The organism is Paenirhodobacter enshiensis, assembly GCF_000740785.1.
GTDB lineage: Bacteria > Pseudomonadota > Alphaproteobacteria > Rhodobacterales > Rhodobacteraceae > Rhodobacter > Rhodobacter enshiensis.
This window is the reverse complement of sequence record NZ_JFZB01000005.1, coordinates 298,310-322,978: the sequence shown is the minus strand read 5'-3', so window position 1 is coordinate 322,978 and position 24,669 is coordinate 298,310. Positions and strand designations below refer to the sequence as shown.

The following is a 24,669-nucleotide window of genomic DNA, read 5'->3' as shown; positions in this document are numbered from 1 at the left end:
ATGGCTATCACCTCCGCCAATCAGCTGGAGCTGCTGCAGACCGCAGAAGCCGTCGCGCGCGAGAAGATGATCGACCCCGATCTGGTCATCCAGGCGATGGAAGACAGCCTCGCGCGGGCCGCGAAGTCGCGCTACGGCTCGGAGATGGACATCCGCGTCTCGATCGACCGCAAGACCGGGCGCGCCACCTTCACCCGCGTGCGCACCGTCGTCGCCGATGAAGAGCTGGAGAACTATCAGGCGCAGCTGACCGTCGATCAGGCGAAGCAATACAAGTCCGACCCGCAGATCGGCGACGAGATCGTCGACGAGGTGCCGCCGGTCGACCTCGGCCGCATCGCCGCGCAGTCGGCCAAGCAGGTCATTCTGCAGCGCGTCCGCGAAGCCGAGCGCGACCGTCAGTTCGAGGAATTCAAGGACCGCAAGGGCACGATCATCAACGGCGTGGTCAAGCGCGAGGAATACGGCAACATCATCGTCGACGTGGGCCGTGGCGAAGCCATCCTGCGCCGCAACGAGAAGATCGGCCGCGAGAGCTATCGCCCGAACGACCGCATCCGCGCCTATGTGAAGGACGTGCGCCGCGAGGCCCGCGGCCCGCAGATCTTCCTCAGCCGCACCGACCCGCAGTTCATGGCCGAGCTGTTCAAGATGGAAGTGCCGGAAATCTATGACGGCATCATCGAGATCAAGGCCGTGGCCCGCGATCCGGGCTCGCGCGCGAAGATCGCGGTGATTTCGCACGACAACTCGATCGACCCGGTCGGCGCCTGCGTCGGTATGCGCGGCAGCCGCGTGCAGGCCGTCGTCGGCGAGCTGCAGGGCGAGAAGATCGACATCATTCCGTGGAACCCCGATCAGGCGACCTTCCTGGTGAACGCGCTGCAGCCGGCCGAGGTCTCCAAGGTCGTGGTCGACGAGGACGCCGGCAAGATCGAAGTCGTGGTCCCCGACGAGCAGCTTTCGCTCGCCATCGGTCGCCGCGGTCAGAACGTGCGTCTGGCCAGCCAGCTGACCGGGCTCGACATCGACATCCTGACCGAGGCCGAGGAATCCGCCCGCCGTCAGGCCGAGTTCGCCGAGCGCACCAAGCTGTTCGTCGACGCGCTGGATCTGGACGAGTTCTTCGCCCAGCTGCTGGTGTCGGAAGGCTTCACCAACCTCGAGGAAGTGGCCTATGTCGATGTTGACGAGCTGCTGGCGATCGAGGGCGTGGACGAGGACACCGCACACGAGCTGCAGGCCCGTGCCCGCGACCACATCGAAGCCGAGAACAACCGCGCCATCGCGGCGGCCAAGGAACTGGGCGTCGAGCAGTCGCTGTTCGACTTCGAGGGCCTGACGCCGCAGATGATCGAGGCGCTGGCCAAGGACGACGTCAAGACGCTGGAAGATTTCGCGACCTGCGCCGACTGGGAGCTGGCCGGCGGCTGGACCACGGTCGAGGGCAAGCGCGTGAAGGACGAGGGTATCCTCGAAAAGTTCGGCATGTCGCTCGAAGACGCGCAGAACCTGATCATGCACGCCCGCGTGCAGCTCGGTTGGGTCGACCCGTCGGAACTCGAGCCGGCCGAGGAAGAGACCGAGGAGGCTGACGAAGAATGAGCCGCGGGGGCCACGAGGAAACGACCGAGGATCCGGAACGGCGCTGCATCGTCTCGGGCGATGTCGCGCCGAAGGCGGGGCTCGTGCGCTTTGTCGTCGGCCCCGAGGCGACGATCTTCCCGGATCTGGCAGAGAAACTGCCGGGCCGGGGGATCTGGGTCACCGCCGACCGCGATCTGATCGCGCAGGCGGTGAAGAAGAATCTGTTCGCGCGCGCGGCCAAAATGCCAGTCAAGGTGCCGGAGAATCTGCCCGATATCGTCGAGGAGGGCCTTGCCCACCGCGTCGTGGAGCTTATCTCTCTGGCAAGGAAGTCGGGCTATGCGGTCGCGGGCTTCGAAAAGGTCAAGGGCTGGCTCTCAGAGGGCAGGGCGAAGGTCCTGTTGCAGGCGTCGGACGGCTCGGACAGGGGCAAGGGCAAGCTGTGGACGCCCGAGGGCGGACGCTGGTTCGGCTGCCTGACCTCATCGGAATTAGGTTTGGCTTTTGGCCGCGATCATGCCATACACGGCGCGCTTGCGGCTGGCGGTCTCGCGAAGAGCGTGACCAGAGAAGCTGCAAGGCTTGCGGGAATGCGCAAGCAGGACGGCGGCAAGACCGCCTTGAAGGATAGTAAGACGGCATGAACGATACGGACGGCAAGAAACCTCTCGGACTCGGCGGCGCACGCCCTGGCTCGGTGAAGCAGAGCTTCAGCCACGGCCGGACGAAGAATGTCGTGGTCGAGACGAAGCGCAAGAAGGTCGTCGTGCCGAAGGCCGCGACCCCGGGTCAGAAGACCGGCGGCCACACGGTGGGCGACCCCTCGCGTCGCCCCGCCGGCATTTCCGATGCCGAGATGGAGCGTCGTCTGGCTGCGCTTCGCGCCGCGAAAGCCCGCGAATCCGAGGAAATCGCGCAGCGCGCGGCCGAGGAAAAGGCCCGTGAGGAAGAGCGCGAACGTCGCCGCGCCGAGATCGAGGCCAAGGAGCGCGAAGAGCGCGAGCGCGAAGAAGCGCTGCGCCTGAAGCACGAGGAAGAAGAGCGCAAGGCCCGCGAAGAGGCCCTGCGCGCCCAGAAGAAGGAAGAGGTCCGGGCGAAGCCCGCGGCCAAGACCGCCCCGCAGCCCGCCGATCCGGCCGCTGCCGAGGCCGCCGCCGCGCGCGCCGAGACCAAGGGTGTCACCACCGTCGGCCCGCGCAAGACCGACCGCGACCGCGACGAGCGCAGCCACGACCGCAACGCCGATGCGCGCAACGGCAAGGGCAAGGCTGCCACGGGCGACAACCGTCGTTCGGGCAAGCTGTCGCTGTCGGAGATCGAGGGCGAAGGCGGGCGTCAGCGCTCGCTCGCCGCGATGAAGCGCAAGCAGGAAAAGGCGCGCCAGAAGGCGAATGGCTTCGGCCAGAAGGCCGAGAAGCAGGCGCGTGACGTGCAGCTGCCGGAAACCATTGTCGTTTCCGAGCTGGCCAACCGCATGGCCGAGCGTGCCGCCGATGTCGTCAAGGCCCTGATGAAGATGGGCATGATGGTCACCGCGAACCAGACCATCGACGCCGACACCGCGGAACTGGTGATCGAGGAATTCGGCCACAAGGCGGTCCGCGTCTCGGATTCGGACGTCGAGCAGGTCATCGACCAGGTCGAGGACGCGCCGGAGAACCTGCTGCCGCGCCCGCCGATCGTGACCATCATGGGCCACGTCGACCACGGCAAGACCTCGCTGCTGGACGCGATCCGTCACACCTCGGTGGTGTCGGGCGAAGCCGGCGGCATCACGCAGCATATCGGCGCCTATCAGGTGAAGGCCTCGAACGGGGCGAAGATCACCTTCCTCGACACCCCCGGCCACGCCGCGTTCACCTCGATGCGCGCCCGTGGGGCCCAGGTCACGGATATCGTGGTTCTGGTCGTCGCGGCCGACGATTCGGTCATGCCGCAGACGATCGAGGCGATCAATCACGCCCGCGCCGCGAACGTGCCGATGATCGTCGCGATCAACAAGATCGACAAGCCGGCTGCCAATGCGCAGAAGGTCCGCACCGAGCTGCTGCAGTATGAAGTCGTCGTCGAAGAGATGGGCGGCGAAGTGCAGACCGTCGAAGTTTCGGCCAAGACCGGCCTCGGCCTCGACAAGCTGCTCGAGGCGATCGCGCTGCAGGCGGAAATCCTCGAACTGAAGGCGAACCCGGCCCGTGCGGCGCAGGGTGCGGTGATCGAGGCGAAGCTCGACGTCGGCCGCGGCCCGGTCGCGACGGTTCTGGTGCAGAACGGCACGCTCCATCGCGGCGACATCTTCGTCGTCGGCGAGCAGTGGGGCAAGGTCCGCGCGCTGGTCAACGACAAGGGCGAGCGCGTCGAGGAGGCCGGTCCGTCGGTTCCGGTCGAGGTTCTGGGCATCAACGGCACCCCCGAGGCCGGCGACGTGCTGAACGTCGTCGAGACCGAGGCGCAGGCCCGCGAGATCGCCGATTACCGGATCAAGGCCGCCAAGGACAAGCGCGCCGCCGCCGGTGCAGCGACCACGCTCGAACAGCTGATGGCCAAGGCCAAGGCCGACGAGAACGTCGCCGAGCTGTCGGTGGTGGTGAAGGCCGACGTGCAGGGTTCGGCCGAAGCCATCGTCCAGGCGCTGGAGAAGATCGGCAACGACGAGGTGCGGGTGCGCGTCATCCACTCCGGCGTCGGCGCGATCACCGAGAGCGACATCGGTCTCGCCGAGGCCTCGCACGCGCCGGTCATCGGCTTCAACGTGCGCGCCAATGCTCCGGCACGCGCCGCGGCGAACCAGAAGGGTGTCGAGATCCGCTATTACTCGATCATCTATGACCTGGTGGATGACATCAAGGCGGCGGCCTCGGGCCTGCTGAAGAACGAGGTTCGCGAGAACTTCATCGGCTACGCCGCGATCAAGGAGGTCTTCAAGGTCTCCGGCGTCGGCAAGGTCGCGGGCTGCCTGGTCACCGAGGGCGTCGCACGGCGCTCGGCCGGTGTGCGCCTGCTGCGCGACAACGTGGTGATCCACGAGGGCACGCTGAAGACGCTGAAGCGCTTCAAGGACGAGGTGAAGGAAGTTCCCTCGGGCCAGGAATGCGGCATGGCCTTCGAGAATTACGACGATATCCGCCCCGGCGATGTCATCGAAATCTTCGAGCGCGAAGAGATCGAGCGCAGCCTGTAAGGCGGCGCTGCCCTTCGGAAGGATCGAGACCCCCGGTGCCGATGCGCCGGGGGTTTTGCTTTGTCGGCGGCGGGTGCTGACGCCCGGGTGCGGAGGGGGCTCTGCCCCCGCCGCGGCTGCGCCGCAGCCCCCCGGGATATTTGAGGAAAGCCGAAAGAGAGGGGACGCGCCCGGGGCCGAAAGGCCGGGTCAGTCGGCGCGGGCGCGGTCCTCGATGTAGAGCGACCAGACCGCGATGAAGAGCGCCGCGATCAGCGGGCCGAGGACGAAGCCGTTCACACCCAGCACCGACAGCCCGCCGAGCGTCGAGACAAGCACCAGATAATCCGGCAGCCGCGCGCCCTTGCCGACCAGGGTCGGGCGCAGCAGGTTGTCGATCAGGCTGATGAGGAAGGTGCCGACGATCAACAGGATCGCGCCGCGGGTATAATCGCCCATCGCCAGCAGATAGATCGCGACCGGCGCCCAGACGAGCCCCGCCCCCACCGCCGGCACCATGGCAAGGAGCGTCATCAGCGCTCCCCACAGCAAGGGCGCCTGAATGCCGAGCAGCCAGAACGTCACCCCGCCGATGGACCCCTGGATCATCGCGATGATGATGCTGCCCTTGACCGTGGCCTTCATCACCGCGACGAAGGCCCGCAACAGCCGGTCGGTATGATGATCGCTGAGCGGGCTGGCGCGGCGGATGCGCGCCGCGATCGTCGTGCCGTCGCGGAACAGGAAGAACAGCAGATACAGCGCCACGCCGACACCGATGGCGAATTGCGCCGTGCCCTGACCGAGAAGATAGGCCTGCCGCGCGATCGTCTGCGTCGCGCGTTCGAGAAAGCCGGTCAGCTGGGTCTGGAAATTCGCCAGCGCCGGCACGTCGAAGGAGGAGAGCAGCTCCACCACCCGATGCGGCAGGGCGGCACGGATCCGTTCCCACACCCCTTCGAAGTCGAGCGCATGGCTGCTGATCGAGACGTAGGCATCGCTTGCCTGCCGCGCGAGGGCCGCGAAGAACACCGCTGCCGGCAGCACCACGATGCAGATGCACAGTGCCATGCTGATGGCCGCGGCGATCCCCGCCCGTCCGCCGAGCGCCACCGTCAGACGTGCCTGCACCGGCTGGAACAGGATCGCGAGGATCGTCGCCCAGAGGATCGCGCCATAATAGGGCAACATCAGCCACAGGAACGCGAGGCTCACCAGCACCATCAGCGCGATGAAACTCGTCTTCGAAGTGGTTTCCGCCATGCCCGCCTCCATCCGGCCGTTTCATCGGCACGCGAGGCGCAATCTCGCAGGCCCGGCGCCAAGGTTCAACCGGCGAGTGGTGACAGACGGCACCGCCGCCGCTAGGCTCCCCCCGCAGCATCCAGGAGAGACCACCATGACATATGACGGACAGACCGTTCCCTCGATCATCGCGAACGGGGCGGAAATTCCGCAGATCGGTCTCGGAACCTGGAAGCTCGACGGAGAGGTGCTGCACGCGGCGGTGCAGGCCGCCGCAGAGGCCGGCTATCGCCATTTCGACACCGCACCCCGCTATGAGAACGAGGCGGCGCTCGGTCAGGCGCTGAAGGACAGCGGTCTCGACCGCGACGGATATTTCCTGACCACCAAGGTGTGGTTCACGGATCTGGAGCCCGCGGCGCTGATCGCTTCGGCAGAGGCGAGCCTCAGGCGCCTCGGCACCGATCGTGTCGACCTGTTGCTGATCCACTGGCCGAACCCGGAGATCGCGCTCGAAGCCACGATCCCCGCCCTGTGCGAGGCGCGCCGGCGCGGACTGACCCGGCATATCGGCGTGTCGAACTTCCCGCCACGGCTGCTTGAGAAGGCCATCGCACTCGCCGATGCGCCGCTGGTGGCGGATCAGTGCGAATATCACCCGCGCCTCGATCAGAGCGAGCTGCTCGGTACCTGCCGGAAGAATGGCGTCGCTTTCGTGTCCTATGGCCCGCTCGGCAGCGGCACCTTGCTGGCCGATCCGGTGATCGGGCGGATCGCCGGGGAGAAGGGGCGCACCCCGGGGCAGGTCATCCTGCGCTGGCATCTGCAACAGGGCGTCGTGGCGATCCCGCGGTCCTCGAACCCCGGCCGCATCGCGCAAAACATCCAGATCACGGATTTTTCCTTGTCTGACAGTGAGATGGCCGAAATCAGCGGGCTTGCAACGCCGGATGGGCGGATTTTCAACCCCGGCTGGGTGAAGAGCTGGGACTAGACTTCGCGTGCAAGAGATGCCTCGGCACAGCGCAACGGAGGGCAGCTTTGCCGCTTTCCGCGGCACCGGTCTGAACCGCATGGTAAAATTTGACGGAACGACAGGCGTCCGGACCGCGGCAGGCCTACCCTGAGAGCAACACCTCAGGGACGACACGGAATGACCATCGAAGACATTCTCGCGAAGCTGGTTTCCTTCGCGCAGATCACCGGCGCGCCGAATCGCGCCATGACAGACTGGATTGCCGAACGGCTGACGGAAGCAGGCGCCCGGATCGTGCGCATCCCCGGCCCCGAAGCCGGCCACGAGAACCTTTTCGCCAGCTTCGGCCCGGCCGAGCGGCCCGGGCTGATCCTGTCGGGGCACATGGACGTCGTGCAGGCCGAGCCCGGCGCCTGGCAAACCGATCCCTTCACCCTGACCGAGCGCGACGGCAAGCTCTTCGGACGCGGCACCTCGGACATGCTGGGCTTCGTCGCCTGCGTCATCGGACTGGCGCCCGAGTTCACCGCGCTCAGCCCCGGCCGGCCGGTGCATGTGGCGCTGTCATGCGACGAGAAGACCGGCGGCCGCGGGGTGCCCTCACTGCTCGCCCGCCTGCCGGATCTGTGCGTGCCGCCGCTTGGTGCCATCGTGGGCGAACCTACGCGCCTTGCCCCGGTGCGCGGCCACAAGGGTCAGGCGGCGATGCGCATCGACATCGGCGGACGGCCCGGCCATTCCGCCCATCCCGAAAGCGGGCTGAACGCGATCCATGGCCTGTCCGAAGTTCTGGCCGAGACGGTCGCGATGGCCGCGACGCTGGAAGGCGGGCCGCGCTCGCCAGAGTTCCGGCCACCCTATTCCACGCTTCAGGCCGGGCTGATCTCGGGCGGGCGGGCGGTCAACATGATCCCCGATCAGGCGAGCCTCTCGGTCGAGGCGCGCGCCATCCCGGGTGTCGATCCGCTCGGCCTGCTGCAATCCGTCCTCGCCCGCGCCGAGAAGCTGCGCGCCCGCGGCTATGACGTGCATCACACCGTGCTGTCGAATTTCCCGGGGCTGGTCATCGGGCCCGATGCGCCCCTGGTGGTGCTGGCCGAGGAAGCCTCGGGCAAGATGGCGCACGATCCGGTCAGCTTCGGCACCGAGGCCGGGCTTTACGCCGCCGCCGGCGTGCCCGCGGTGATCTGCGGACCCGGCGACATCGCCCGCACCCATCGCCCGGACGAATACATCACCCGCGACGAACTGGCGGCGGGGGTGGATTTCCTGCGCGAGGCGCTGCGCCTCGCCGCCGTCTGAGAGGGCACGAACCGCCCTTGACGCCCCCGGCAAAGCGGTTGAAAGTCCTGAAAAACCCTGTTGCCGGCGCGGACCCGCGCCCGGCCCGGCAGACGCGAGGACCAGACCATGAAATTCAGCATCGAGCGCGGTGAGCTTCTCAAGGCCGTCGCCCAGGCCCAGTCGGTCGTCGAACGGCGCAACACCATCCCGATCCTCGCCAATGTGCTGATCGAGGCGGAGGGGTCCTCGGTCTCGTTCCGCGCCACCGACCTCGACATCGAGGTGGTGAACAAGGCCCCCGCCCAGGTGCTGAGCGCGGGCGCGACCACGGTTTCGGCGGTGATGCTGCATGAAATCGTGCGCAAGCTGCCCGATGGCGCGCTGGTCACGCTCAGCGACGTGCCGGCCTCGGGGCGGCTGACGATCGAGGCGGGGCGGTCGAGCTTCAACCTCGCCACGCTGCCGAAGGAAGATTTCCCGGTGATGGCGACCTCGGAATACGCCGCGAATTTCACCGCGAAGGCGGGCGTGCTGCGCCGGCTGTTCGACAAGTCGAAATTCGCGATCTCGACCGAGGAGACGCGCTATTACCTGAACGGCGTCTATATGCATGTCGCGCAGGGCGAGGATGGCCCGGTGCTGCGCTGCGTCGCGACAGACGGCCACCGTCTGGCGCGCATCGATGCCGCGCTGCCCGAGGGCGCGGCCGGGATGCCCGGCGTGATCGTGCCGCGCAAGACGGTGAACGAGCTGCGCAAGCTGCTCGACAATGACGAGGACGACATCGCCGTCTCGGTCAGCGAGACCAAGGTCCGCTTCGCCACGCAGGTCATCACCCTGACCTCGAAGGTGATCGACGGCACCTTCCCCGATTATGCCCGCGTGATCCCGACCGGCAACACCCGCCGGCTGGAGGTCGACGCGGCCGAATTCGCCAAGGCCGTCGACCGTGTGGCCACCGTGTCCTCGGAACGTTCGCGCGCGGTGAAACTGAGCCTCGACGAGGATCGTCTGGTGCTGTCGGTGAACGCCCCCGACGCGGGTGCGGCCGAGGAAGAGCTCGCCGTCGCCTATGCCGACGAGCGGCTGGAGATCGGCTTCAACGCGAAATACCTGCTGGAGATCGCCAGCCAGGTCGACCGCGAGAACGCGGTGTTCATGTTCAACACCGCCGGCGATCCGACGCTGATGCGCGAAGGCAACGACACCTCGGCGGTCTATGTCGTGATGCCGATGCGGGTGTGAGCCTGACCGATTTCGGGGGCCGCCGATGCTGACGGCGCTGACGCTTCTGCAGTTCCGCTCGCACCGCCGGGCGGAACTGTCGCTCGATGCCCGGCCGGTCGCGCTGTTCGGGCCGAACGGGGCGGGCAAGACCTCGGTGATCGAGGCGGTCTCGATGCTGTCGCCCGGCCGCGGGCTGCGCCGCGCCACGCCCGAGGAACTGATCCGCCGTCAGGAAGCCGTCGGCTGGAAGATCCGCGCCACGCTTTCGGGGCATGAGGTCGAGACCTCGGCCCTGCCCGGCCAGTCGCGCGAGGTGCGCATCGACGACAAGGCCGCGCCGCAGGTGGCGCTTGGCAGGATCGCGCGGGTGCTGTGGCTGGTGCCGGCGATGGACCGGCTGTGGATCGAGGGGGCCGAGGGTCGGCGGCGCTTCCTCGACCGGATGGCGATGTCCTTCGTCCCCGCCCATGCCGAGGCGGTTCTGGCCTACGAGAAAGCGATGCGCGAGCGCAACCGGCTGCTGCGCGACGGGGTGGCGGACCGGGCGTGGTATGGCGCGCTCGAAACCCGCATGGCCGATGCTGCGCTGCAGATCCGTGCTGCCCGGGCCGAGGCGCTGGCCCGGCTGAGCGCGGCTCAGGACGGGGCCGAGACCGCCTTTCCCACCGCGCGCCTTGCGGTGACCGACGAGGGACCCGACGACCTCGCCGCGGCGCTGGCCGAGGGGCGGCGGCGCGACATGGCGGCGGGGCGCAGCCTCGAAGGACCGCACCGCGCCGATCTGTCCGCGCATTACGCCGCGAAGGACACGCCGGCCGCGCTGTGCTCGACCGGGGAACAGAAGGCGCTGCTGATCTCGCTCCTGCTGGCGAACGCGCGTGCGCTCTCGGCCGAAACGGTGCTGCTGCTGCTTGACGAAGTGTCGGCGCATCTCGATTCCGGGCGGCGCGCGGCGCTTTACGACGAGGTGACGGCGCTGCCCGCGCAGGTGCTGATGACCGGAACCGGCGCCGAGCTGTTCGACAGCCTCGGCCCGCGCGGCCGCAGGATCGAGGTGACGGAAACCGCCGGCACCTCGGCGCTTCGCGAAGCCTGACGACGACACCGCCGAAAGCGGGCGGAAATCCCCGGAAACCCCCGGCGCGGCGTGACATTCCCGCACCGACAGGATAGAACTTCGCAGCAAATGACAGGAATGGTGCGGATGACCGAGAACACCCAGACGAGCTCTGAATACAGCGCGGATTCCATCAAGGTTCTCAAGGGCCTGGAAGCGGTGCGCAAGCGCCCCGGCATGTATATCGGCGACACCGATGACGGCTCGGGTCTGCATCACATGGTTTACGAGGTCGTCGACAACGGCATCGACGAGGCGCTCGCGGGCCATGCCGACTTCGTTCAGGTCGTGATCCATGCCGACAGCTCGGTCTCGGTGCGCGACAACGGCCGCGGCATCCCGGTCGACATGCACCATGAAGAGGGCGTATCGGCCGCCGAGGTCATCATGACCCAGCTGCACGCCGGCGGCAAATTCAACAACACCGACGAGGGCAGCAACGCCTATAAGGTCTCGGGCGGGTTGCACGGCGTGGGCGTGTCGGTGGTCAACGCGCTCTCCGACTGGCTGGAGCTGAAGGTCTGGCGCAACGACAAGGTTTACCTCGCCCGGTTCGAGAAGGGCGAATGCGTCGATCATGTCCATGTCATCGGCGACGAACCCGGCGGCCGCGGCACCGAGGTGACCTTCCTCGCCTCCTCGAAGACACACGATCCGGACGGCACCTTCCTGAACCTCGATTACAGCTTCAAGACGCTGGAAACCCGGCTGCGGGAACTCGCGTTCCTGAACTCGGGCGTGCGGATCATCATCGAGGACGAGCGCCCCGCCGAGCCCCTGCACGCCGAGCTGCATTACGAAGGCGGCGTCAAGGAATTCGTCAAATATCTCGACCGGTCGAAGACCGCGCTGATCCCCGATCCGATCTACATGACCGGCGAGGTGCGCGGCATCGGCGTCGAGGTGGCGATGTGGTGGAACGACAGCTATCACGAGACCGTCCTGCCCTTCACCAACAACATCCCGCAGCGTGACGGCGGCACCCACCTCGCGGGCTTCCGCGGCGCGCTGACCCGCACCATCACCAAATATGCTCAGGACAGCGGCATCCTGAAGAAGGAGAAGGTCGACTTCACCGGCGACGACGCCCGCGAAGGGCTGACCTGCGTGCTGTCGGTCAAGGTGCCGGACCCGAAATTCTCCAGCCAGACCAAGGACAAGCTGGTTTCCTCCGAAGTCCGTCCGGCGGTCGAGAATCTGGTGAACGAAAAGCTCTCCGAATGGTTCGAGGAACACCCGGCCGAGGCCCGCATCGTCGTCGGCAAGATCGTCGAAGCGGCGCTGGCGCGCGAGGCGGCCCGCAAGGCGCGCGAACTGACCCGGCGCAAGACGGCGATGGATGTCGCCTCGCTGCCCGGCAAGCTCGCCGATTGCCAGTCGAAGGACCCGGCCGAATCCGAAATCTTCATCGTCGAGGGTGACTCGGCAGGCGGTTCGGCCAAGCAGGGCCGCGAGCGCAAGAGCCAGGCCGTGCTGCCCTTGCGCGGCAAGATCCTGAACGTCGAGCGCGCGCGCTTCGACCGGATGCTGTCGTCCGAGATGATCGGCACGCTGATCACCGCGCTCGGCACCGGGATCGGCCGCGACGAGTTCAACATCGCGAAGCTGCGGTATCACAAGATCATCATCATGACCGATGCGGACGTCGACGGCGCCCACATCCGCACCCTGCTGCTGACCTTCTTCTTCCGCCAGATGCCCGAGGTGATCGAGGGCGGCTATCTCTACATCGCACAGCCGCCGCTGTATAAGGTGACCCGCGGCAAGTCCGAGGTCTATCTGAAGGATCAGGCCGCGTTCGACGATTACCTGATCCATCAGGGCGTCGAGGGCACGCGGCTGCGTCTCGGCGACGGGCAGGAGATCGCCGGCGCCGACCTCGAACGCGTGGTCGAGGAAGCCCGGATCATCAAGAAGATCCTGCACGCCTTCCCGACGCATTACCCGCGCGTCATCCTGGAACAGGCGGCGATCGCGGGCGCGCTGGTCGCGGGTGCGGTCGCGGCCGATGCTCAGGGCATGGCAAGCCGCATCGCGGCGCGCCTCGACGCGCTGGCGCTGGAATACGAGCGCGGCTGGACCGGGCGTCCGACGCAGGATCAGGGGATGCGCTTCGCCCGCGTGCTGCGCGGCGTCGAAGAGCACAAGACCCTCGACGGGGCGCTGTTCCGCTCGGGCGAGGCACGCAAGCTCTCGGGCTACACCGATGCGCTGCGCGAGCTGTATACCAAGCCCGCGACGCTGATCCGCAAGGACCGCGAGCAGGTGATCCACGGCCCGCTCGCACTTCTGGCGGCGATCCTCAGCGAGGGCGAGAAGGGCCTGACGATGCAGCGCTACAAGGGGCTCGGCGAGATGAACCCGGAACAGCTGTGGGAAACCACGCTCGACCCGGCGGCGCGCACCCTGCTGCAGGTCCGCGTCGACGACGTGACCGAGGCCGATGACGTCTTCACCAAGCTGATGGGCGACGTGGTCGAACCGCGCTGCGATTTCATCCAGCAGAACGCGCTGAACGTCGAGAACCTCGACTACTGAGCAAGGCACGGATGGAGACGCCCCGGATGGACTGGACCCGCCTGCTGTCGAGCGAACGCCTCGGCGATCCGAGTTACGTTCCGCAGGCGGGGCGCTCGCTCTTCGTGCAGGACTATGACCGGATCGTGTTCTCGGCGCCGTTCCGGCGGCTGGCGAACAAGACCCAGGTCGAGCCGCTCTATCAGCACGATCACGTCCATCACCGGCTGATCCACTCGATCGAGGTGGGCAGCGTCGGGCGCTCGATGGCGACGCGGATCGGCCATGCACTGGTCCAGAACGGCGATCTGAACCCCGGCGACGAGCATACCATCGCCAATATCGTGCAGGCGGCCTGCGTCGCCCATGACATCGGCAACCCGCCCTTCGGCCACTCGGGCGAGGATGCGATGGGCAACTGGTTCGCCGAGCGACTGGAAGACCCGCACGGCATCTTCGGCGACATCGACCCCGCCCTCGCGCCCGAGTTCACCGCCTTCGAAGGCAACGCCCAGGGCTTCCGCATCCTCACCCGGCTGGAGATGTATCGCAACGAAGGCGGGATGCGGCTGTCCAAGGCGACACTCGGCGCCTTCACCAAATACCCGGTGACGGCACCCGCGAAGACGCAACTCGACGCCGCCGGAAACCGCTACATCGGGCGCAAGAAATTCGGCCTCTTCGCCTCGGACGCCGCCCTTTTCGCCGAGGCCGCCACGACCCTCGGCCTGCCCGAGGGCGAGATCGCGCAAAGCTGGCGCCGCCATCCGCTGGTCTTCATCGTCGAGGCAGCGGACGACATCTGTTACAACATCGTCGACCTCGAGGACGCCTTCACCACCGGCGAACTCTCCTACGGTTCGGTGCGCACCCTGCTCGAGGAACTCTGCGGCAAGGACGAGCGCCCGCTCGGCGACAAGACCCCGGCCGAGCATATCGCCATCCTGCGCGCCAGAGGCATCGGCGTCGCCATCGACGCCTGCGTCGAGGCGTTCCTTACCCATTACGATGCGATCATGGCCGGCAGTTTCTCGACCTCGCTGATCGCCGCGGGCAGCAGCGGCGAGGTGTTCGGCCGCATCGGCACCCTCGCGCGCGACAGCATCTTCACCGCGCAACGCAAGATCGAGCTCGAAGTCTCCGGTCGCCGGGTGATCGAAAACGTGATGACCGGCATCCTCCCGGTCTACGAGGATCTCGCCCGCAAGAAGTGGCAGCGCGACGCCCTCGGCAAGCGCGCCGACCATCTGGTGCGGGCGCTGAACCTCGACCTGCGCGCCGTCGCCTCGCCCTACGAGGCGCTCCACGCGCTCGCCGATTTCACCTCCGGCATGACCGACCGCTACGCGCTGCGGATTTCACGGATGCTCTCGGGCACCTGAGGCTCAAACGAAAAGGGGCACCCGCCGGCGCCCCTTTCGATTCGCGACAAATATCCCGGGGGTGAGGGCCGCAGGCCCGAGGGGGCAGAGCCCCCTCTCTTTAGCCTATCAGCGGGGCACAGCCCGCTCCCCCGATAGCTTCAGGCAACCAGCCGATAGCCGCCCGATTCCGTCACCAGAAGCCGCGCATTCGCCGGATCGACCTCGATCTTCTGGCGCAGGCGATAGATATGGGTCTCCAGCGTATGAGTCGTGACGCCTGCGTTGTAGCCCCAGACCTCGTGCAGCAGCACGTCGCGCGCCACCACCCCATCCGTCGCCCGATAGAGGAACTTCAGAATGTTGGTTTCCTTCTCGGTCAGCCGGATCTTGTGATCCTTGGCGTCGATCAGCATCTTCATCGCCGGCTTGAACGTATACGGCCCGAGCTGAAACACCGCGTCTTCCGACTGTTCATGCGTGCGCAGCTGCGCCCGCAGCCGGGCCAGCAGCACCGGGAACTTGAACGGCTTGGTGATGTAGTCGTTCGCGCCCGAATCGAGCCCGAGGATCGTGTCCGCATCGGTGTCATGCCCGGTCAGCATGACGATCGGGCATTTCACGCCCTGCTTGCGCAGCTTCTTGCACAGCTCGCGCCCGTCTGTATCGGGCAGTCCGACGTCGAGCACCACGATATCGAACAGCGCCGTTTTCGCCGTTTCCACCGCTTCCGCTCCGGAACCGGCCTCGACCACCTCGAAATCCTCGGTCGCGACAAGCTGCTCGGCCAGCGCCTCGCGCAGGTCCTCGTCGTCATCCACCAGAAGGATCTTCTTCAGTCCAGCCATCTCTCTCGGGCTCCCATCTGTTTCGGTGTCCTGGGCAGAAGCTGAGGCCCGATCACGTTCCGCACAAGGGAGGTGAAATCTTTCTCACGCGGACGTGTCGCACAGGGGCCGGATGTTTCAATTTGTTTCGGACAAGGCTACATCTGGACCATGATGACGCCCTCGCTTCTTGGCCCCACCGCGCTCGAGCGGTTGAACCGCGCCCGTGCAGACCTGCGAATCGGTCTGCCGGTCGTCCTGTCGCACCATGCGATCGTCGCCGCGGTCGAGACGCTGACGCCCGAACGTCTCGCCGCGATGGCGAGCCTCGGGCCGCTGACGCTCGGGTTGACCTCGTGGCGGGCCGAGACGCTGAAAGCGCGGGTCTATGACGGCGACCTCGCCCGGATCGAGGTGCCCGCGGGCGCCGATCTCGGCTGGTTGAAGGCGCTTGCCGATCCGGCGGACGATCTGATGACGCCGATGAAGGGCCCGCTGAGCAGCCAGCGCGGCGGCGACGCGGCCATCGCCCGCTCGGCCATCGCGCTGACCAAATCGGCGCAGCTTTTGCCCGCGGTGCTGATCGTCGAGGCACCGGGTGACGTGCCCGACAGCCTGACCTGCCTCGATGCCGCCGAGGTCGAGCGTCTCTTGGCGATGGAAACCGTGCTCGATCCGGTCTCGGCGGCGCGGGTGCCGATGAGCCTTGCGCATAACGGCCGGCTGCACGTGTTCCGCCCCGAAGACGGCGGCGAGGAGCATTACGCCGTCGAAGTCGGTTCCCCCGACCGGGGCGAGCCGGTGCTGACCCGGCTGCATTCGGCCTGCTTCACCGGCGATGTGCTCGGCTCGCTCAAATGCGATTGCGGGCCGCAGCTTCATGCCGCGCTCGAACACATGAACAGCGCTGGCGCGGGGGTGCTGCTGTATCTCAACCAGGAAGGGCGCGGCATCGGGCTTGCCAACAAGATGCGCGCCTATTCGCTGCAGGATCAGGGGTTTGACACCGTCGAGGCGAACCATCGTCTGGGCTTCGAGGATGACGAGCGCGATTTCCGCATCGGCGCAGCGCTGCTGCGGCGGATGGGGATCTCGCGGGTGCGGCTGCTGACCAACAACCCGAAGAAGGTGAAGATGCTCGAAAGCCACGGCATCGAGGTGGTCGAGCGCGTGCCGCTGAAAGTCGGGAAGAACCCGCTGAACGCCGCCTATCTGGCGACCAAGGCCGCGAAATCCGGGCATCTGCTGTAAGCGGAGCCCGGCCCCGGTTTGCGGTATTGCCGGGTCAGTGCCGGGCCGAGTAGTCGCGCGCCCCGAAGATCGCCGAGCCGACGCGCACATGCGTGGCGCCCGCGGCGATCGCCGCCTCGAAATCCGAGCTCATGCCCATCGACAGGCCCGACAGCCCGTTGCGCGCCGCCATTCCGGCCAGCATGGCGAAATGCGGCGCCGGATCCTCGCCCTCGGGCGGGATGCACATCAGCCCGACCAGCGGCAGATCGAGCGCCCGGACCTCGGCCACGAAGGCATCGACGCCCTCGGGCAGGATGCCGGCCTTCTGCGGCTCGGCGCCGGTATTGACCTGGATGAACACCTCGGGAGAGCGGCCGCGCACCTGCGCGAGCGAAGCAAGTTTCGTCGCCAGCGACGGGCGGTCGACGGAATGGATCGCCTCGAACAGCTCGACCGCCTGCTTCGCCTTGTTGGTCTGCAACGGCCCGATCATATGGACCGCGACGCCGGGAAATTCGGCACGCCAGGCAGGCCATTTCGCGGCCGATTCCTGCACGTAATTCTCGCCGAACAGCCGGTGGCCGGCGCGCAGCACCGCCTCGACCCGTTCGGCCGGCTGGACCTTGGACACCGCGATCAGCTGCACCGAACCGGGCGCGCGGCCGGCGGCCGCCTCTGCCGCGGCGATCTTGCGGGTGATGTCGTCAAGTCCCATCTCGCATCCTCCTGCGGGCTTTGCCGGCCCTCTGGAAACCACGGCAGCGCCTGAAAGAAAAGCCTTCGCCCAAAAGAAAAGAGCGGGCACGAGGCCCGCTCTCTCCGTTCAGATCCGGAAGGATCAGAACTTGAACTTCACACCGAAGTCGCCGTAGGTGTTGTCGTCGTAGTTGCGGTGCACGCCGGCCAGCAGGCTGGTGCCGCCGCCCAGGTCGTACGAACCGCCGAGACCGAACACGGTGTTCTTCTCGTAGTCCGGAACGTCGTAGCTGCTGGCGTTCGCGACGTAAGCCTGAACCGCAACCGGGCCGGTGGTGTAGGTGCCGTAGAGCGACACGGTCTTGCCGAGGTCGTCGCCAGCAGCGGTCTTGCCTTCGTCGATGTAGGTCAGGCCGGCCTTGAACTGGTCGGTGAACTCATAGATCGCACCGGCATACCACAGGGTGTTGTCGGCAATGCCAGCGCCGTCGAGGATGCCACCGGCAGCGACGGTGATCGGGCCCGAAGCGTAGGTCAGGACGAGCTGCTTTTCAGACTTCACGCCAACGCCGTTGTCGCCGTACTGGTTCGGGTCGATGTACGAAGCTTCAGCCGTGATGCCGTCGATCGTGTACGAACCGTAGACGCCCGAACGCGAACCGTTGTACGACTTCGACTCGTAAGCGTAGAAGTCCGAACGAGCGTCGCCGTAACCGGTCGCGGTCAGACCCAGCTCGGTGCCGTAGAAGACGCCGGCGGTGTCGTTGTCGGCCGCGGTGTCGACGTTGCCGACTTCAACCTTGGCACCTTCGTACGAGAAGTAGAACTGGGCCGGGTTGACACCAGCGCTGTCCATGCCGTCGTCGTACTGGATACGAGCCTTGGCGCCGAATTCGATGCCGCCGTCGGTCTGGGTCGAGGCCTTGATGTTCAGGCGCAGGCGCTGTTCCATCCAGGTCTTCGAGGTCGAACCGTCGTTACCCGAGTTGTACGACAGGCCGAAACGGCCATAGCCCGAGAGCGCGATATCAGCCGAAGCGAAGCCAGCCGAGAGCACCAGAGCGGTCGTCGCGAAGAGAACCTTCTTCATAGTGTTTTCCCTCATTTTCTCTAAGGAACCCCACTCCGGAGAATCCGGCTTGGGTATGCCCAGATACTTCGCGTCTGAGGCCCCTCATTGCAACGAGACGAAGCGGTTGACGAACATTTGCCCCCCCGGGTGGTGCAGAGTTGCCACAGTGAAGTTCAGCTCGGAGCACCGCTTATACTAGGGCCCGCACGCACGCCCGCGGACGCTCCCCACGGCGAGGTCCGGCTTTTCCCGGCGGCCCGCCCGGCCGATGCGCCGCTTTGCGCCGATACGCCTGCCGGCGCGGCACAGGCAAGGACCGCGCACGGGGAAATGCCTTGTCGCATCGCCCCCGTTCGGATAGAGACTGGCAGCAACAAAGGTCCAAGCCCGGGGATGAATTCCTGATGACGATCCGACATCTCTCGACCGCTGGAATCGCCGTCTGCACCCTGCTCGGTCTCGCGGCCTGCGGCGGCGGCACCCAGACGCAGCAGCCGGTCAGCGACTCGGGCAATGCCTATCCGACCTCGAACCCGAGCACCCAGACCACCAAGATGACCGAGCGCCAGCAGGATCGCGAAGTCGTCACCGACAAGTCGAAGACGGTCTGGAGCCTGTTCTCGAATCGCTCGGATCCGAATGTGCAGATCGGCGTGAACAAGTATCTGTGGAACGCCTCGCTGCAGGTTCTCGATTTTCTGCCGATCCAGTCGGTCGATCCGTTCTCGGGCGTGATCGTCACCGGCTACGGCACCCCGCCCGGCGGCGGGCGCGCCTATCGCGCGACGATCTACATCTCGGACCCGGCGCTCGATGCGCGCAGCCTGCGGGTGGCGCTCGAAAGCAAGGGCGGCGCGGTCTCGCCCGATACGGTTCGGGCGGTCGAGGATGCGATCCTCACCCGGGCACGGCAGCTGCGCGTCGCCGACTCGAAGCTCTGATCCTTCCCGACGCGCGCCCACCGGCGCGCGTTTCCTTTTCCGCCCCGTCCCGACAGGCCGCGACACCGCTTTTTGACGGTCCGGGCCGTGCCCTCTCTGGACCTGCGGCCCCCTTGCGGTGTAGCAAGCCCCCTGAAAATCCGCACGGACCGGACCGCACGGATCAGGAATGAGGGGCCGAGATGACGCCATACGAGCCGTCCAAGACCGAACAGAACTGGCAGACCGCCTGGAACGAGGCCGGCGTCTTCACCGCCCGGCGCGATCCGTCGAAGCCGAAATATTACGTCCTCGAGATGTTCCCCTATCCCTCGGGGCGCATCCACATGGGCCATGTGCGCAACTACACGATGGGCGACGTGGTGGCGCGCTACAAGATGGCGCAAGGCTTCAGCGTGCTGCATCCGATGGGCTGGGACGCCTTCGGTATGCCGGCCGAGAATGCCGCGATGGAGCGTGGCGGCCACCCGAAGACCTGGACCTATGGCAACATCGCCGACATGCGCGGCCAGATGAAGCCGCTCGGCCTGTCGATCGACTGGAGCCGCGAATTCGCCACCTGCGACCCGGAATATTACGGCCAGCAACAGGCGATGTTCCTCGACATGCTGAAAGCGGGCCTCGTCTACCGCAAGAACGCGGTGGTGAACTGGGACCCGGTCGACATGACGGTTCTGGCGAACGAGCAGGTGATCGACGGCAAGGGCTGGCGCTCGGGCGCGGCGGTCGAGCGCAAGGAACTCACCCAGTGGTTCTTCAAGATCTCGGATTACGCGGGAGAACTGCTCGACGCGCTCGACGGGCTTGAGCACTGGCCCGAGAAGGTGCGCCTGATGCAGGCGAACTGGATCGGCCGCTCGCAGGGTCTGCAATTCGCCTTCGAGACCGTCAACGCTCCCGAGGGCTTCGACAAGATCGAGTGCTACACCACCCGCCCCGACACGCTGATGGGCGCGAGCTTCGTCGGCATCTCGCCCGATCACCCGATCGCCAAGGCGCTGGAGAAGACCGACCCCGACCTCGCCGCCTTCATCGCCGAGGCGCGCAAGGGCGGCACCACCGAAGAGGCCATCGAGACCGGCGAGAAGCTCGGCCGCGACACCGGCATCCGGGTGCGCCACCCGCTGAACCCCGACTGGGAGCTGCCGGTCTGGATCGCCAACTTCATCCTGATGGATTACGGCACCGGCGCGATCTTCGGCTGCCCGGCGCATGACGCGCGCGACCACGAGTTCGCGACGAAATACGGCCTCACCATCACCCCGGTCTTCGCCCCCGTCGAGGGCGAGGCGCCGACCGGCGAATTCGTTCCGCTGAAGTCCGAGAAGGTGCGCTACCTCAAGGGCTTCGCCGGCGAAGAGGTGCAGACCGGCGAAGACGCGATCAAGGCCGCCATCGCCTTCGCCGAGGCGAAGGGCTTCGGCAAGGGCGTGACCAACTACCGCCTGCGCGACTGGGGCCTGTCGCGTCAGCGCTACTGGGGCTGCCCGATCCCGGTGGTCTATTGCGAGAAATGCGGCGTCGTGCCGGAGAAGAAGGAGAACCTTCCCGTGCTGCTGCCCGATGACGTGTCCTTCGACCGTCCGGGCAACCCGCTGCTGCGCCATCCGAGCTGGTCGCAGACCACCTGCCCGTGCTGCGGCGCCCCCGCCCGGCGCGAGACCGACACGATGGACACTTTCGTCGATTCGTCGTGGTATTACGCGCGCTTCACCAACCCTCACGCCAAGACCCCGACGGTGGCCGAGGATGCGGCCTACTGGATGGACGTCGATCAGTATATCGGCGGCATCGAGCACGCGATTCTGCACCTGCTGTATTCGCGTTTCTTCGCCCGTGCGATGGTCAAGACCGGCCATCTGCCCGAGAAGGCGAAAGAGCCGTTCAAGGCGCTGTTCACCCAAGGCATGGTGACCCACGAGATCTACAAGACCACCGACGCCAACGGCCGGCCGGTCTATCACCTGCCCGAGGAGGTCGAGAACGGCGTCCTCAAGGCCACCGGCGAGGCGGTCGAGATCATCCCCTCGGCCAAGATGTCGAAGTCGAAGAAGAACGTGGTCGATCCGATGAACATCATCGGTTCGTTCGGCGCCGACACCGCGCGGTTCTTCGTGATGTCCGACAGCCCGCCCGAGCGTGACGTGGAATGGACCGCCGCGGGCGCCGAGGCGACCTCGAAGTTCCTCGCCCGCGTCTGGCGCATCGCGCAGGAAATCGCCGAGGGTGCCCCCGACGCCGGGAACCCGGCCGAAGACAAGGCCCTGCTGAAGACCGTTCACAAGGCCATCGACGACGTAACCCGCGCGATCGAGGGCTTTGCCTTCAACAAGGCGGTGGCGACGCTCTACGGTCTGGCGAATGCCTTCGCGAAGTCGCAGGCCTCGAACGCGGTGAAGCGGCAGGCGATGCAGATCGCCGCGCAGCTGATGGGGCCCCTGGTGCCGCATCTCGCCGAAGACATCTGGCGTCTGATGGGCGGCGAGGGCTTCGTCGTCACCGCGCCCTGGCCCAAGGCGGACCCGGCGCTTCTGGTCGAGGACGAGGTCACGCTGCCGATCCAGATCAACGGCAAGAAGCGCGGCGAGGTTACCGTGCCGAAAACCATGCCTGCGAACGAGGTTGAAAAGATCGTTCTGGCAGACGAAGCTGTCATCAAGGCGCTGGCCGGCGGCCAGCCCAAGAAGCTCATCGTCGTGCCGGGGCGCATCGTCAATGTCGTCATCTGATCGCAGAACCTTCCTTCGTCTCGCCGGGCTCAGCCTCGGCGGGGCGGTGCTCGCGGGCTGCGGGTTCACGCCGGTTTACGGACCCGAAGGCGGCGGAACCCGCCTGATGGGCCATGTCCGGCCGGACGACCCGAAGACCCGCGACGACTTCTACTTCACCCGCCGCATCAGCGAGCGGCTCGATCCGGTCTCGGTGCCGCGCTACAGGCTCGGTTACACGATCACCACCGATTCGCTCGGCGAGGCGGTTTCGCCCACCAACGCCACCACCCGCTATTCGCTGACCGGCAATTGCGATTACGTGCTGCGCGATGGCGGAACCAACGCCGTGCTGCTGGCCGGTCGGGTAGCGGGGTTCACCTCGTGGTCGGCCTCGGGGACGGTCGTCGCCTCCGACGCGGCCGAGGAAGACGCGCACCGCCGCCTGATGGCGATTCTCGCGGACAATCTGGTGACCCGGCTGACCGCGCAGGCCAGCACCTTGCCGCAATGAAGCTGACGGGCATCGCCGCCAGCCGGTATTTCTCGCGCCCCGATCCGGCGCGGGCGGCACTGCTGATCTTCGGCGCCGATGCGATGCGTGTGGCGCTGCGCCGGCAAGAGGCGGTGGCGGCCCTTCTCGGCCCGAAGGGCGAGGAAGAGATGCGCCTGACCCGCATCCCCGGTTCGGATCTGCGCAAGGATGGGGCGGCCCTGCTCGACGCGATGAAGGCGGTCGGGTTCTTTCCCGGTCAGCGGGTCGTGCTGGTCGAGGATGCGACCGACACCGCCGCGCCCGCCTGCACCGCAGCGCTGTCTGACTGGCGTCCGGGCGATGCGCATATGGTCATCACGGCCGGGAACCTCACCGCGAAATCGGCGCTGCGCAAGCTGTTCGAGGGGAGCGGCAGCGCCGTCTCGATCGGCATCTACGACGACCCGCCAAGCCGCGAGGAGGTCGAGGATATCCTCAAGGCCGCCGGTCTGCGCCAGCTCTCGCCCGATGCGATGACTGACCTTCTGGCGCTGTCGCGGGCGCTCGACCCGGGCGATTTCCGCCGCACGGTCGAGAAGATCGCGCTTTACAAGTGGAACGACCCCTCGCCCCTCACCCCGGCCGAGATTGCCGCGAACGCCCCCGCCACCATCGAGGCCGACCTCGACGATCTGCTCGCCGTGGTGGCCGAGGGCCGCGCGCAGGAGCTCGGACCGATGATGCGCCGGATCGAGGGGCAAGGCATCCTGCCCGTCACCATCGCGATCACGATGATGCGTCATTTCAAGGCGTTGCACAGCGTGGCCTCGGACCCGGGCGGCCCGGGGGCGGGCATCGGCAAGCTGCGCCCGCCGGTGTTCGGGCCGCGCCGCGACAAGATGCAGGCGCAGGCGCAGAAATGGGGGATGTTCCGGCTCGAAGACGCGCTGAAGCATCTGATCGAAACCGATCTGACGCTGCGCTCGTCGTCCAAGGCACCGCAGGAGGCGCTTCTCGAACGCGCGCTGCTGCGCATCACCATGATGGCGCGGCACTGATGGCGGGCGGGGTCGCACTGGTCATCGGCGGCGGTCCGGCGGGCCTGATGGCCGCGGGCGAAATCGCTCGCGCCGGCCACAAGGTGATTCTCGCCGAGGCGAAACCGACCCTTGCCCGCAAGTTCCTGATGGCCGGAAAATCCGGGCTGAACCTGACCCGTGACGAAGGCATGGACGCCTATCGCGCCCGTTTCACCGGCCCGGTCGTCGCCCGCGCCGTCGCGGATTTCGGCCCGGCCGAGGTGATGGACTTCGCCCGCGCCCTCGGGGTCGAGCTGTTCACCGGCACCACCGGCCGGGTCTTCCCGCGCGAGATGAAGGCCTCGCCGATGCTGCGCGCCTGGATCGCCCGGCTGAGCGAGGCGGGCGTCGGAATCCGCACCCGCTGGCGCTGGACCGGGCTGCGCAAGGGGCGGCAATTCCTGTTCGATACCCCCGAAGGCGCGGTCACGCTCACCCCTGAGGTCACTGTTCTGGCACTTGGCGGGGCAAGCTGGCCGCGGCTTGGCTCGGACGCGGCATGGGTGCCGATGCTCACCGCCGAAGGCGTTGAAATCGCACCGTTCCGCCCGGCGAACATGGGCTTTTCCATCGACTGGTCGGCGCATATGACGCCCTTCTTCGGCCAGCCGGTGAAGGGCGTGGCGCTGGTCACCGCGACGCGGCGGACGCGCGGCGAATTCGTGATCTCGGAGCGCGGTCTCGAAGGCGGCGGGATCTATGCCGTCTCGGCCGAGCTGCGCGACGGCAGTCCGCTCGCGCTCGACCTCGTGCCCGATCTGTCGATCGAGGCGGTGGCGCACAAGATCGGCCGGATCTCGCCGCGCGAAAGCCAGTCGAACCGGCTGCGGAAGGCGCTGCGCCTCGATCCGGTGCGGCTGGCGCTGGTGAAAGAATGGGGCCGGCCGCTGCCCGCGGGGGCCGAGGCGCTGGCACGGCGGATCAAGGCGCTGCCGGTGCCCTTGGGCGCGCCGCGGCCGCTGGCCGAGGCGATCTCCGCCGCGGGAGGCATTACCCAAACGGCGCTGAGCGAGGATCTGGAGCTCACCGCCCTGCCCGGCATCTTCGCCGCGGGCGAAATGCTCGACTGGGAGGCGCCGACGGGCGGTTATCTGATCTCGGGCTGCCTCGCTACCGGGCGTCTGGCCGGCCGCGCCGCAGCCGCGAAAATGGGCTTGTAAGGCACAC

General features: G+C 67.0%; 19 protein-coding genes. 15 read left to right on the top strand and 4 right to left on the bottom strand.

Annotated elements, in window-relative coordinates; translation table 11 throughout:
* The 3 genes from nusA to infB are packed head-to-tail and all read left to right on the top strand — an operon-like array spanning position 1 to position 4,765.
* The gene (nusA, locus tag CG50_RS04405) at positions 1-1,605 is read left to right on the top strand and encodes a transcription termination factor NusA (protein ID WP_036635564.1); all 1,605 of its coding nucleotides are present in this window, start codon (positions 1-3) and stop codon (positions 1,603-1,605) included.
* On the top strand, positions 1,602-2,231 hold the full coding sequence (locus CG50_RS04400) for an RNA-binding protein (RefSeq protein WP_036635562.1): 630 nt from the start codon (positions 1,602-1,604) through the stop codon (positions 2,229-2,231). Before nusA ends, CG50_RS04400 begins: the two co-directional genes overlap by 4 nt.
* Positions 2,228-4,765 carry a translation initiation factor IF-2 gene (gene infB / locus CG50_RS04395; RefSeq protein WP_036635560.1) on the top strand — a complete coding sequence of 846 codons (2,538 nt, stop codon included), beginning with the start codon at positions 2,228-2,230 and terminating at the stop codon, positions 4,763-4,765. Before CG50_RS04400 ends, infB begins: the two co-directional genes overlap by 4 nt.
* A gap of 189 nt (positions 4,766-4,954) precedes the next feature.
* Here the strand turns inward: infB and CG50_RS04390 are convergent, their stop codons facing one another.
* On the bottom strand, positions 4,955-6,007 hold the full coding sequence (locus CG50_RS04390) for an AI-2E family transporter (RefSeq protein WP_036635941.1): 1,053 nt from the start codon (positions 6,005-6,007) through the stop codon (positions 4,955-4,957).
* A 136-nt stretch (positions 6,008-6,143) separates the two neighbouring features.
* On the opposite strand from CG50_RS04390, the gene CG50_RS04385 reads away from it, so the two are divergent.
* The 6 genes from CG50_RS04385 to dgt all read left to right on the top strand — a co-directional run bounded on the left by CG50_RS04385 (position 6,144) and on the right by dgt (position 14,492).
* A complete protein-coding gene (locus CG50_RS04385; RefSeq protein ID WP_036635558.1) occupies positions 6,144-6,983 on the top strand; it encodes an aldo/keto reductase in 840 nt (279 codons plus the stop codon).
* Positions 6,984-7,142: 159 nt separating this feature from the next.
* Positions 7,143-8,267: an acetylornithine deacetylase gene (gene argE / locus CG50_RS04380; protein WP_036635556.1), complete on the top strand. Its 1,125-nt coding sequence runs from the start codon at positions 7,143-7,145 to the stop codon at positions 8,265-8,267.
* A gap of 108 nt (positions 8,268-8,375) precedes the next feature.
* Positions 8,376-9,494: a DNA polymerase III subunit beta gene (dnaN, locus tag CG50_RS04375; RefSeq protein WP_036635553.1), complete on the top strand. Its 1,119-nt coding sequence runs from the start codon at positions 8,376-8,378 to the stop codon at positions 9,492-9,494.
* Between the two features lie 25 nt (positions 9,495-9,519).
* The gene (gene recF, locus CG50_RS04370; protein WP_036635551.1) at positions 9,520-10,572 is read left to right on the top strand and encodes a DNA replication/repair protein RecF; all 1,053 of its coding nucleotides are present in this window, start codon (positions 9,520-9,522) and stop codon (positions 10,570-10,572) included.
* Positions 10,573-10,680: 108 nt separating this feature from the next.
* On the top strand, positions 10,681-13,131 hold the full coding sequence (gyrB, locus tag CG50_RS04365; RefSeq protein WP_036635940.1) for a DNA topoisomerase (ATP-hydrolyzing) subunit B: 2,451 nt from the start codon (positions 10,681-10,683) through the stop codon (positions 13,129-13,131).
* A gap of 26 nt (positions 13,132-13,157) precedes the next feature.
* Positions 13,158-14,492, top strand: a complete 1,335-nt coding sequence (gene dgt / locus CG50_RS04360) for a dGTP triphosphohydrolase (protein WP_036635549.1) — start codon at positions 13,158-13,160, stop codon at positions 14,490-14,492.
* 140 nt (positions 14,493-14,632) lie between these two features.
* On the opposite strand, the gene CG50_RS04355 is transcribed toward dgt, so the two are convergent.
* Positions 14,633-15,319 carry a response regulator transcription factor gene (locus CG50_RS04355; RefSeq protein WP_036635548.1) on the bottom strand — a complete coding sequence of 229 codons (687 nt, stop codon included), beginning with the start codon at positions 15,317-15,319 and terminating at the stop codon, positions 14,633-14,635.
* Between the two features lie 150 nt (positions 15,320-15,469).
* Between CG50_RS04355 and ribA the strand changes: the two genes are divergently transcribed.
* Positions 15,470-16,549: a GTP cyclohydrolase II gene (gene ribA / locus CG50_RS04350; protein ID WP_081880273.1), complete on the top strand. Its 1,080-nt coding sequence runs from the start codon at positions 15,470-15,472 to the stop codon at positions 16,547-16,549.
* Between the two features lie 34 nt (positions 16,550-16,583).
* On the opposite strand, the gene CG50_RS04345 is transcribed toward ribA, so the two are convergent.
* Entirely contained in the window at positions 16,584-17,246 is a 663-nt protein-coding gene (locus CG50_RS04345; protein ID WP_036635547.1) for a YggS family pyridoxal phosphate-dependent enzyme, read from the bottom strand.
* A gap of 123 nt (positions 17,247-17,369) precedes the next feature.
* Positions 17,370-18,317 (bottom strand): porin, encoded by a 948-nt coding sequence (locus tag CG50_RS16170; protein ID WP_051909493.1) that lies wholly within the window; start codon positions 18,315-18,317, stop codon positions 17,370-17,372.
* Between the two features lie 386 nt (positions 18,318-18,703).
* Here CG50_RS16170 and CG50_RS04335 point away from each other — a divergent pair, with 386 nt between their 5' ends.
* The 5 genes from CG50_RS04335 to CG50_RS04315 all read left to right on the top strand — a co-directional run bounded on the left by CG50_RS04335 (position 18,704) and on the right by CG50_RS04315 (position 24,662).
* On the top strand, positions 18,704-19,240 hold the full coding sequence (locus tag CG50_RS04335; protein ID WP_036635546.1) for a DUF3576 domain-containing protein: 537 nt from the start codon (positions 18,704-18,706) through the stop codon (positions 19,238-19,240).
* Positions 19,241-19,422: 182 nt separating this feature from the next.
* Positions 19,423-21,969, top strand: a complete 2,547-nt coding sequence (gene leuS, locus CG50_RS04330; protein WP_036635544.1) for a leucine--tRNA ligase — start codon at positions 19,423-19,425, stop codon at positions 21,967-21,969.
* The gene (gene lptE, locus CG50_RS04325) at positions 21,956-22,462 is read left to right on the top strand and encodes an LPS assembly lipoprotein LptE (RefSeq protein WP_036635542.1); all 507 of its coding nucleotides are present in this window, start codon (positions 21,956-21,958) and stop codon (positions 22,460-22,462) included. Before leuS ends, lptE begins: the two co-directional genes overlap by 14 nt.
* A complete protein-coding gene (holA, locus tag CG50_RS04320) occupies positions 22,459-23,481 on the top strand; it encodes a DNA polymerase III subunit delta (RefSeq protein WP_036635540.1) in 1,023 nt (340 codons plus the stop codon). The genes lptE and holA overlap by 4 nt, the downstream gene beginning before the upstream one ends.
* On the top strand, positions 23,481-24,662 hold the full coding sequence (locus CG50_RS04315) for a TIGR03862 family flavoprotein (RefSeq protein WP_036635537.1): 1,182 nt from the start codon (positions 23,481-23,483) through the stop codon (positions 24,660-24,662). Before holA ends, CG50_RS04315 begins: the two co-directional genes overlap by 1 nt.
* Positions 24,663-24,669 lie beyond the last annotated feature (7 nt).

Excerpts from the sequence above, each read along its gene's own strand:
- lptE (WP_036635542.1), top strand. The coding sequence starts at position 21,956 with ATGTCGTCATCTGATCGCAGAACCTTCCTTCGTCTCGCCGGGCTCAGC.
- CG50_RS16170 (WP_051909493.1), bottom strand. The coding sequence starts at position 18,317 with ATGAAGAAGGTTCTCTTCGCGACGACCGCTCTGGTGCTCTCGGCTGGC.
- argE (WP_036635556.1), top strand. The coding sequence starts at position 7,143 with ATGACCATCGAAGACATTCTCGCGAAGCTGGTTTCCTTCGCGCAGATC.
- leuS (WP_036635544.1), top strand. The coding sequence starts at position 19,423 with ATGACGCCATACGAGCCGTCCAAGACCGAACAGAACTGGCAGACCGCC.
- CG50_RS04355 (WP_036635548.1), bottom strand. The coding sequence starts at position 15,319 with ATGGCTGGACTGAAGAAGATCCTTCTGGTGGATGACGACGAGGACCTG.
- CG50_RS04400 (WP_036635562.1), top strand. The coding sequence starts at position 1,602 with ATGAGCCGCGGGGGCCACGAGGAAACGACCGAGGATCCGGAACGGCGC.
- CG50_RS04345 (WP_036635547.1), bottom strand. The coding sequence starts at position 17,246 with ATGGGACTTGACGACATCACCCGCAAGATCGCCGCGGCAGAGGCGGCC.
- ribA (WP_081880273.1), top strand. The coding sequence starts at position 15,470 with ATGATGACGCCCTCGCTTCTTGGCCCCACCGCGCTCGAGCGGTTGAAC.
- holA (WP_036635540.1), top strand. The coding sequence starts at position 22,459 with ATGAAGCTGACGGGCATCGCCGCCAGCCGGTATTTCTCGCGCCCCGAT.
- infB (WP_036635560.1), top strand. The coding sequence starts at position 2,228 with ATGAACGATACGGACGGCAAGAAACCTCTCGGACTCGGCGGCGCACGC.
- CG50_RS04390 (WP_036635941.1), bottom strand. The coding sequence starts at position 6,007 with ATGGCGGAAACCACTTCGAAGACGAGTTTCATCGCGCTGATGGTGCTG.
- CG50_RS04315 (WP_036635537.1), top strand. The coding sequence starts at position 23,481 with ATGGCGGGCGGGGTCGCACTGGTCATCGGCGGCGGTCCGGCGGGCCTG.
- gyrB (WP_036635940.1), top strand. The coding sequence starts at position 10,681 with ATGACCGAGAACACCCAGACGAGCTCTGAATACAGCGCGGATTCCATC.
- recF (WP_036635551.1), top strand. The coding sequence starts at position 9,520 with ATGCTGACGGCGCTGACGCTTCTGCAGTTCCGCTCGCACCGCCGGGCG.
- CG50_RS04385 (WP_036635558.1), top strand. The coding sequence starts at position 6,144 with ATGACATATGACGGACAGACCGTTCCCTCGATCATCGCGAACGGGGCG.
- dnaN (WP_036635553.1), top strand. The coding sequence starts at position 8,376 with ATGAAATTCAGCATCGAGCGCGGTGAGCTTCTCAAGGCCGTCGCCCAG.
- CG50_RS04335 (WP_036635546.1), top strand. The coding sequence starts at position 18,704 with ATGACGATCCGACATCTCTCGACCGCTGGAATCGCCGTCTGCACCCTG.
- dgt (WP_036635549.1), top strand. The coding sequence starts at position 13,158 with ATGGACTGGACCCGCCTGCTGTCGAGCGAACGCCTCGGCGATCCGAGT.
- nusA (WP_036635564.1), top strand. The coding sequence starts at position 1 with ATGGCTATCACCTCCGCCAATCAGCTGGAGCTGCTGCAGACCGCAGAA.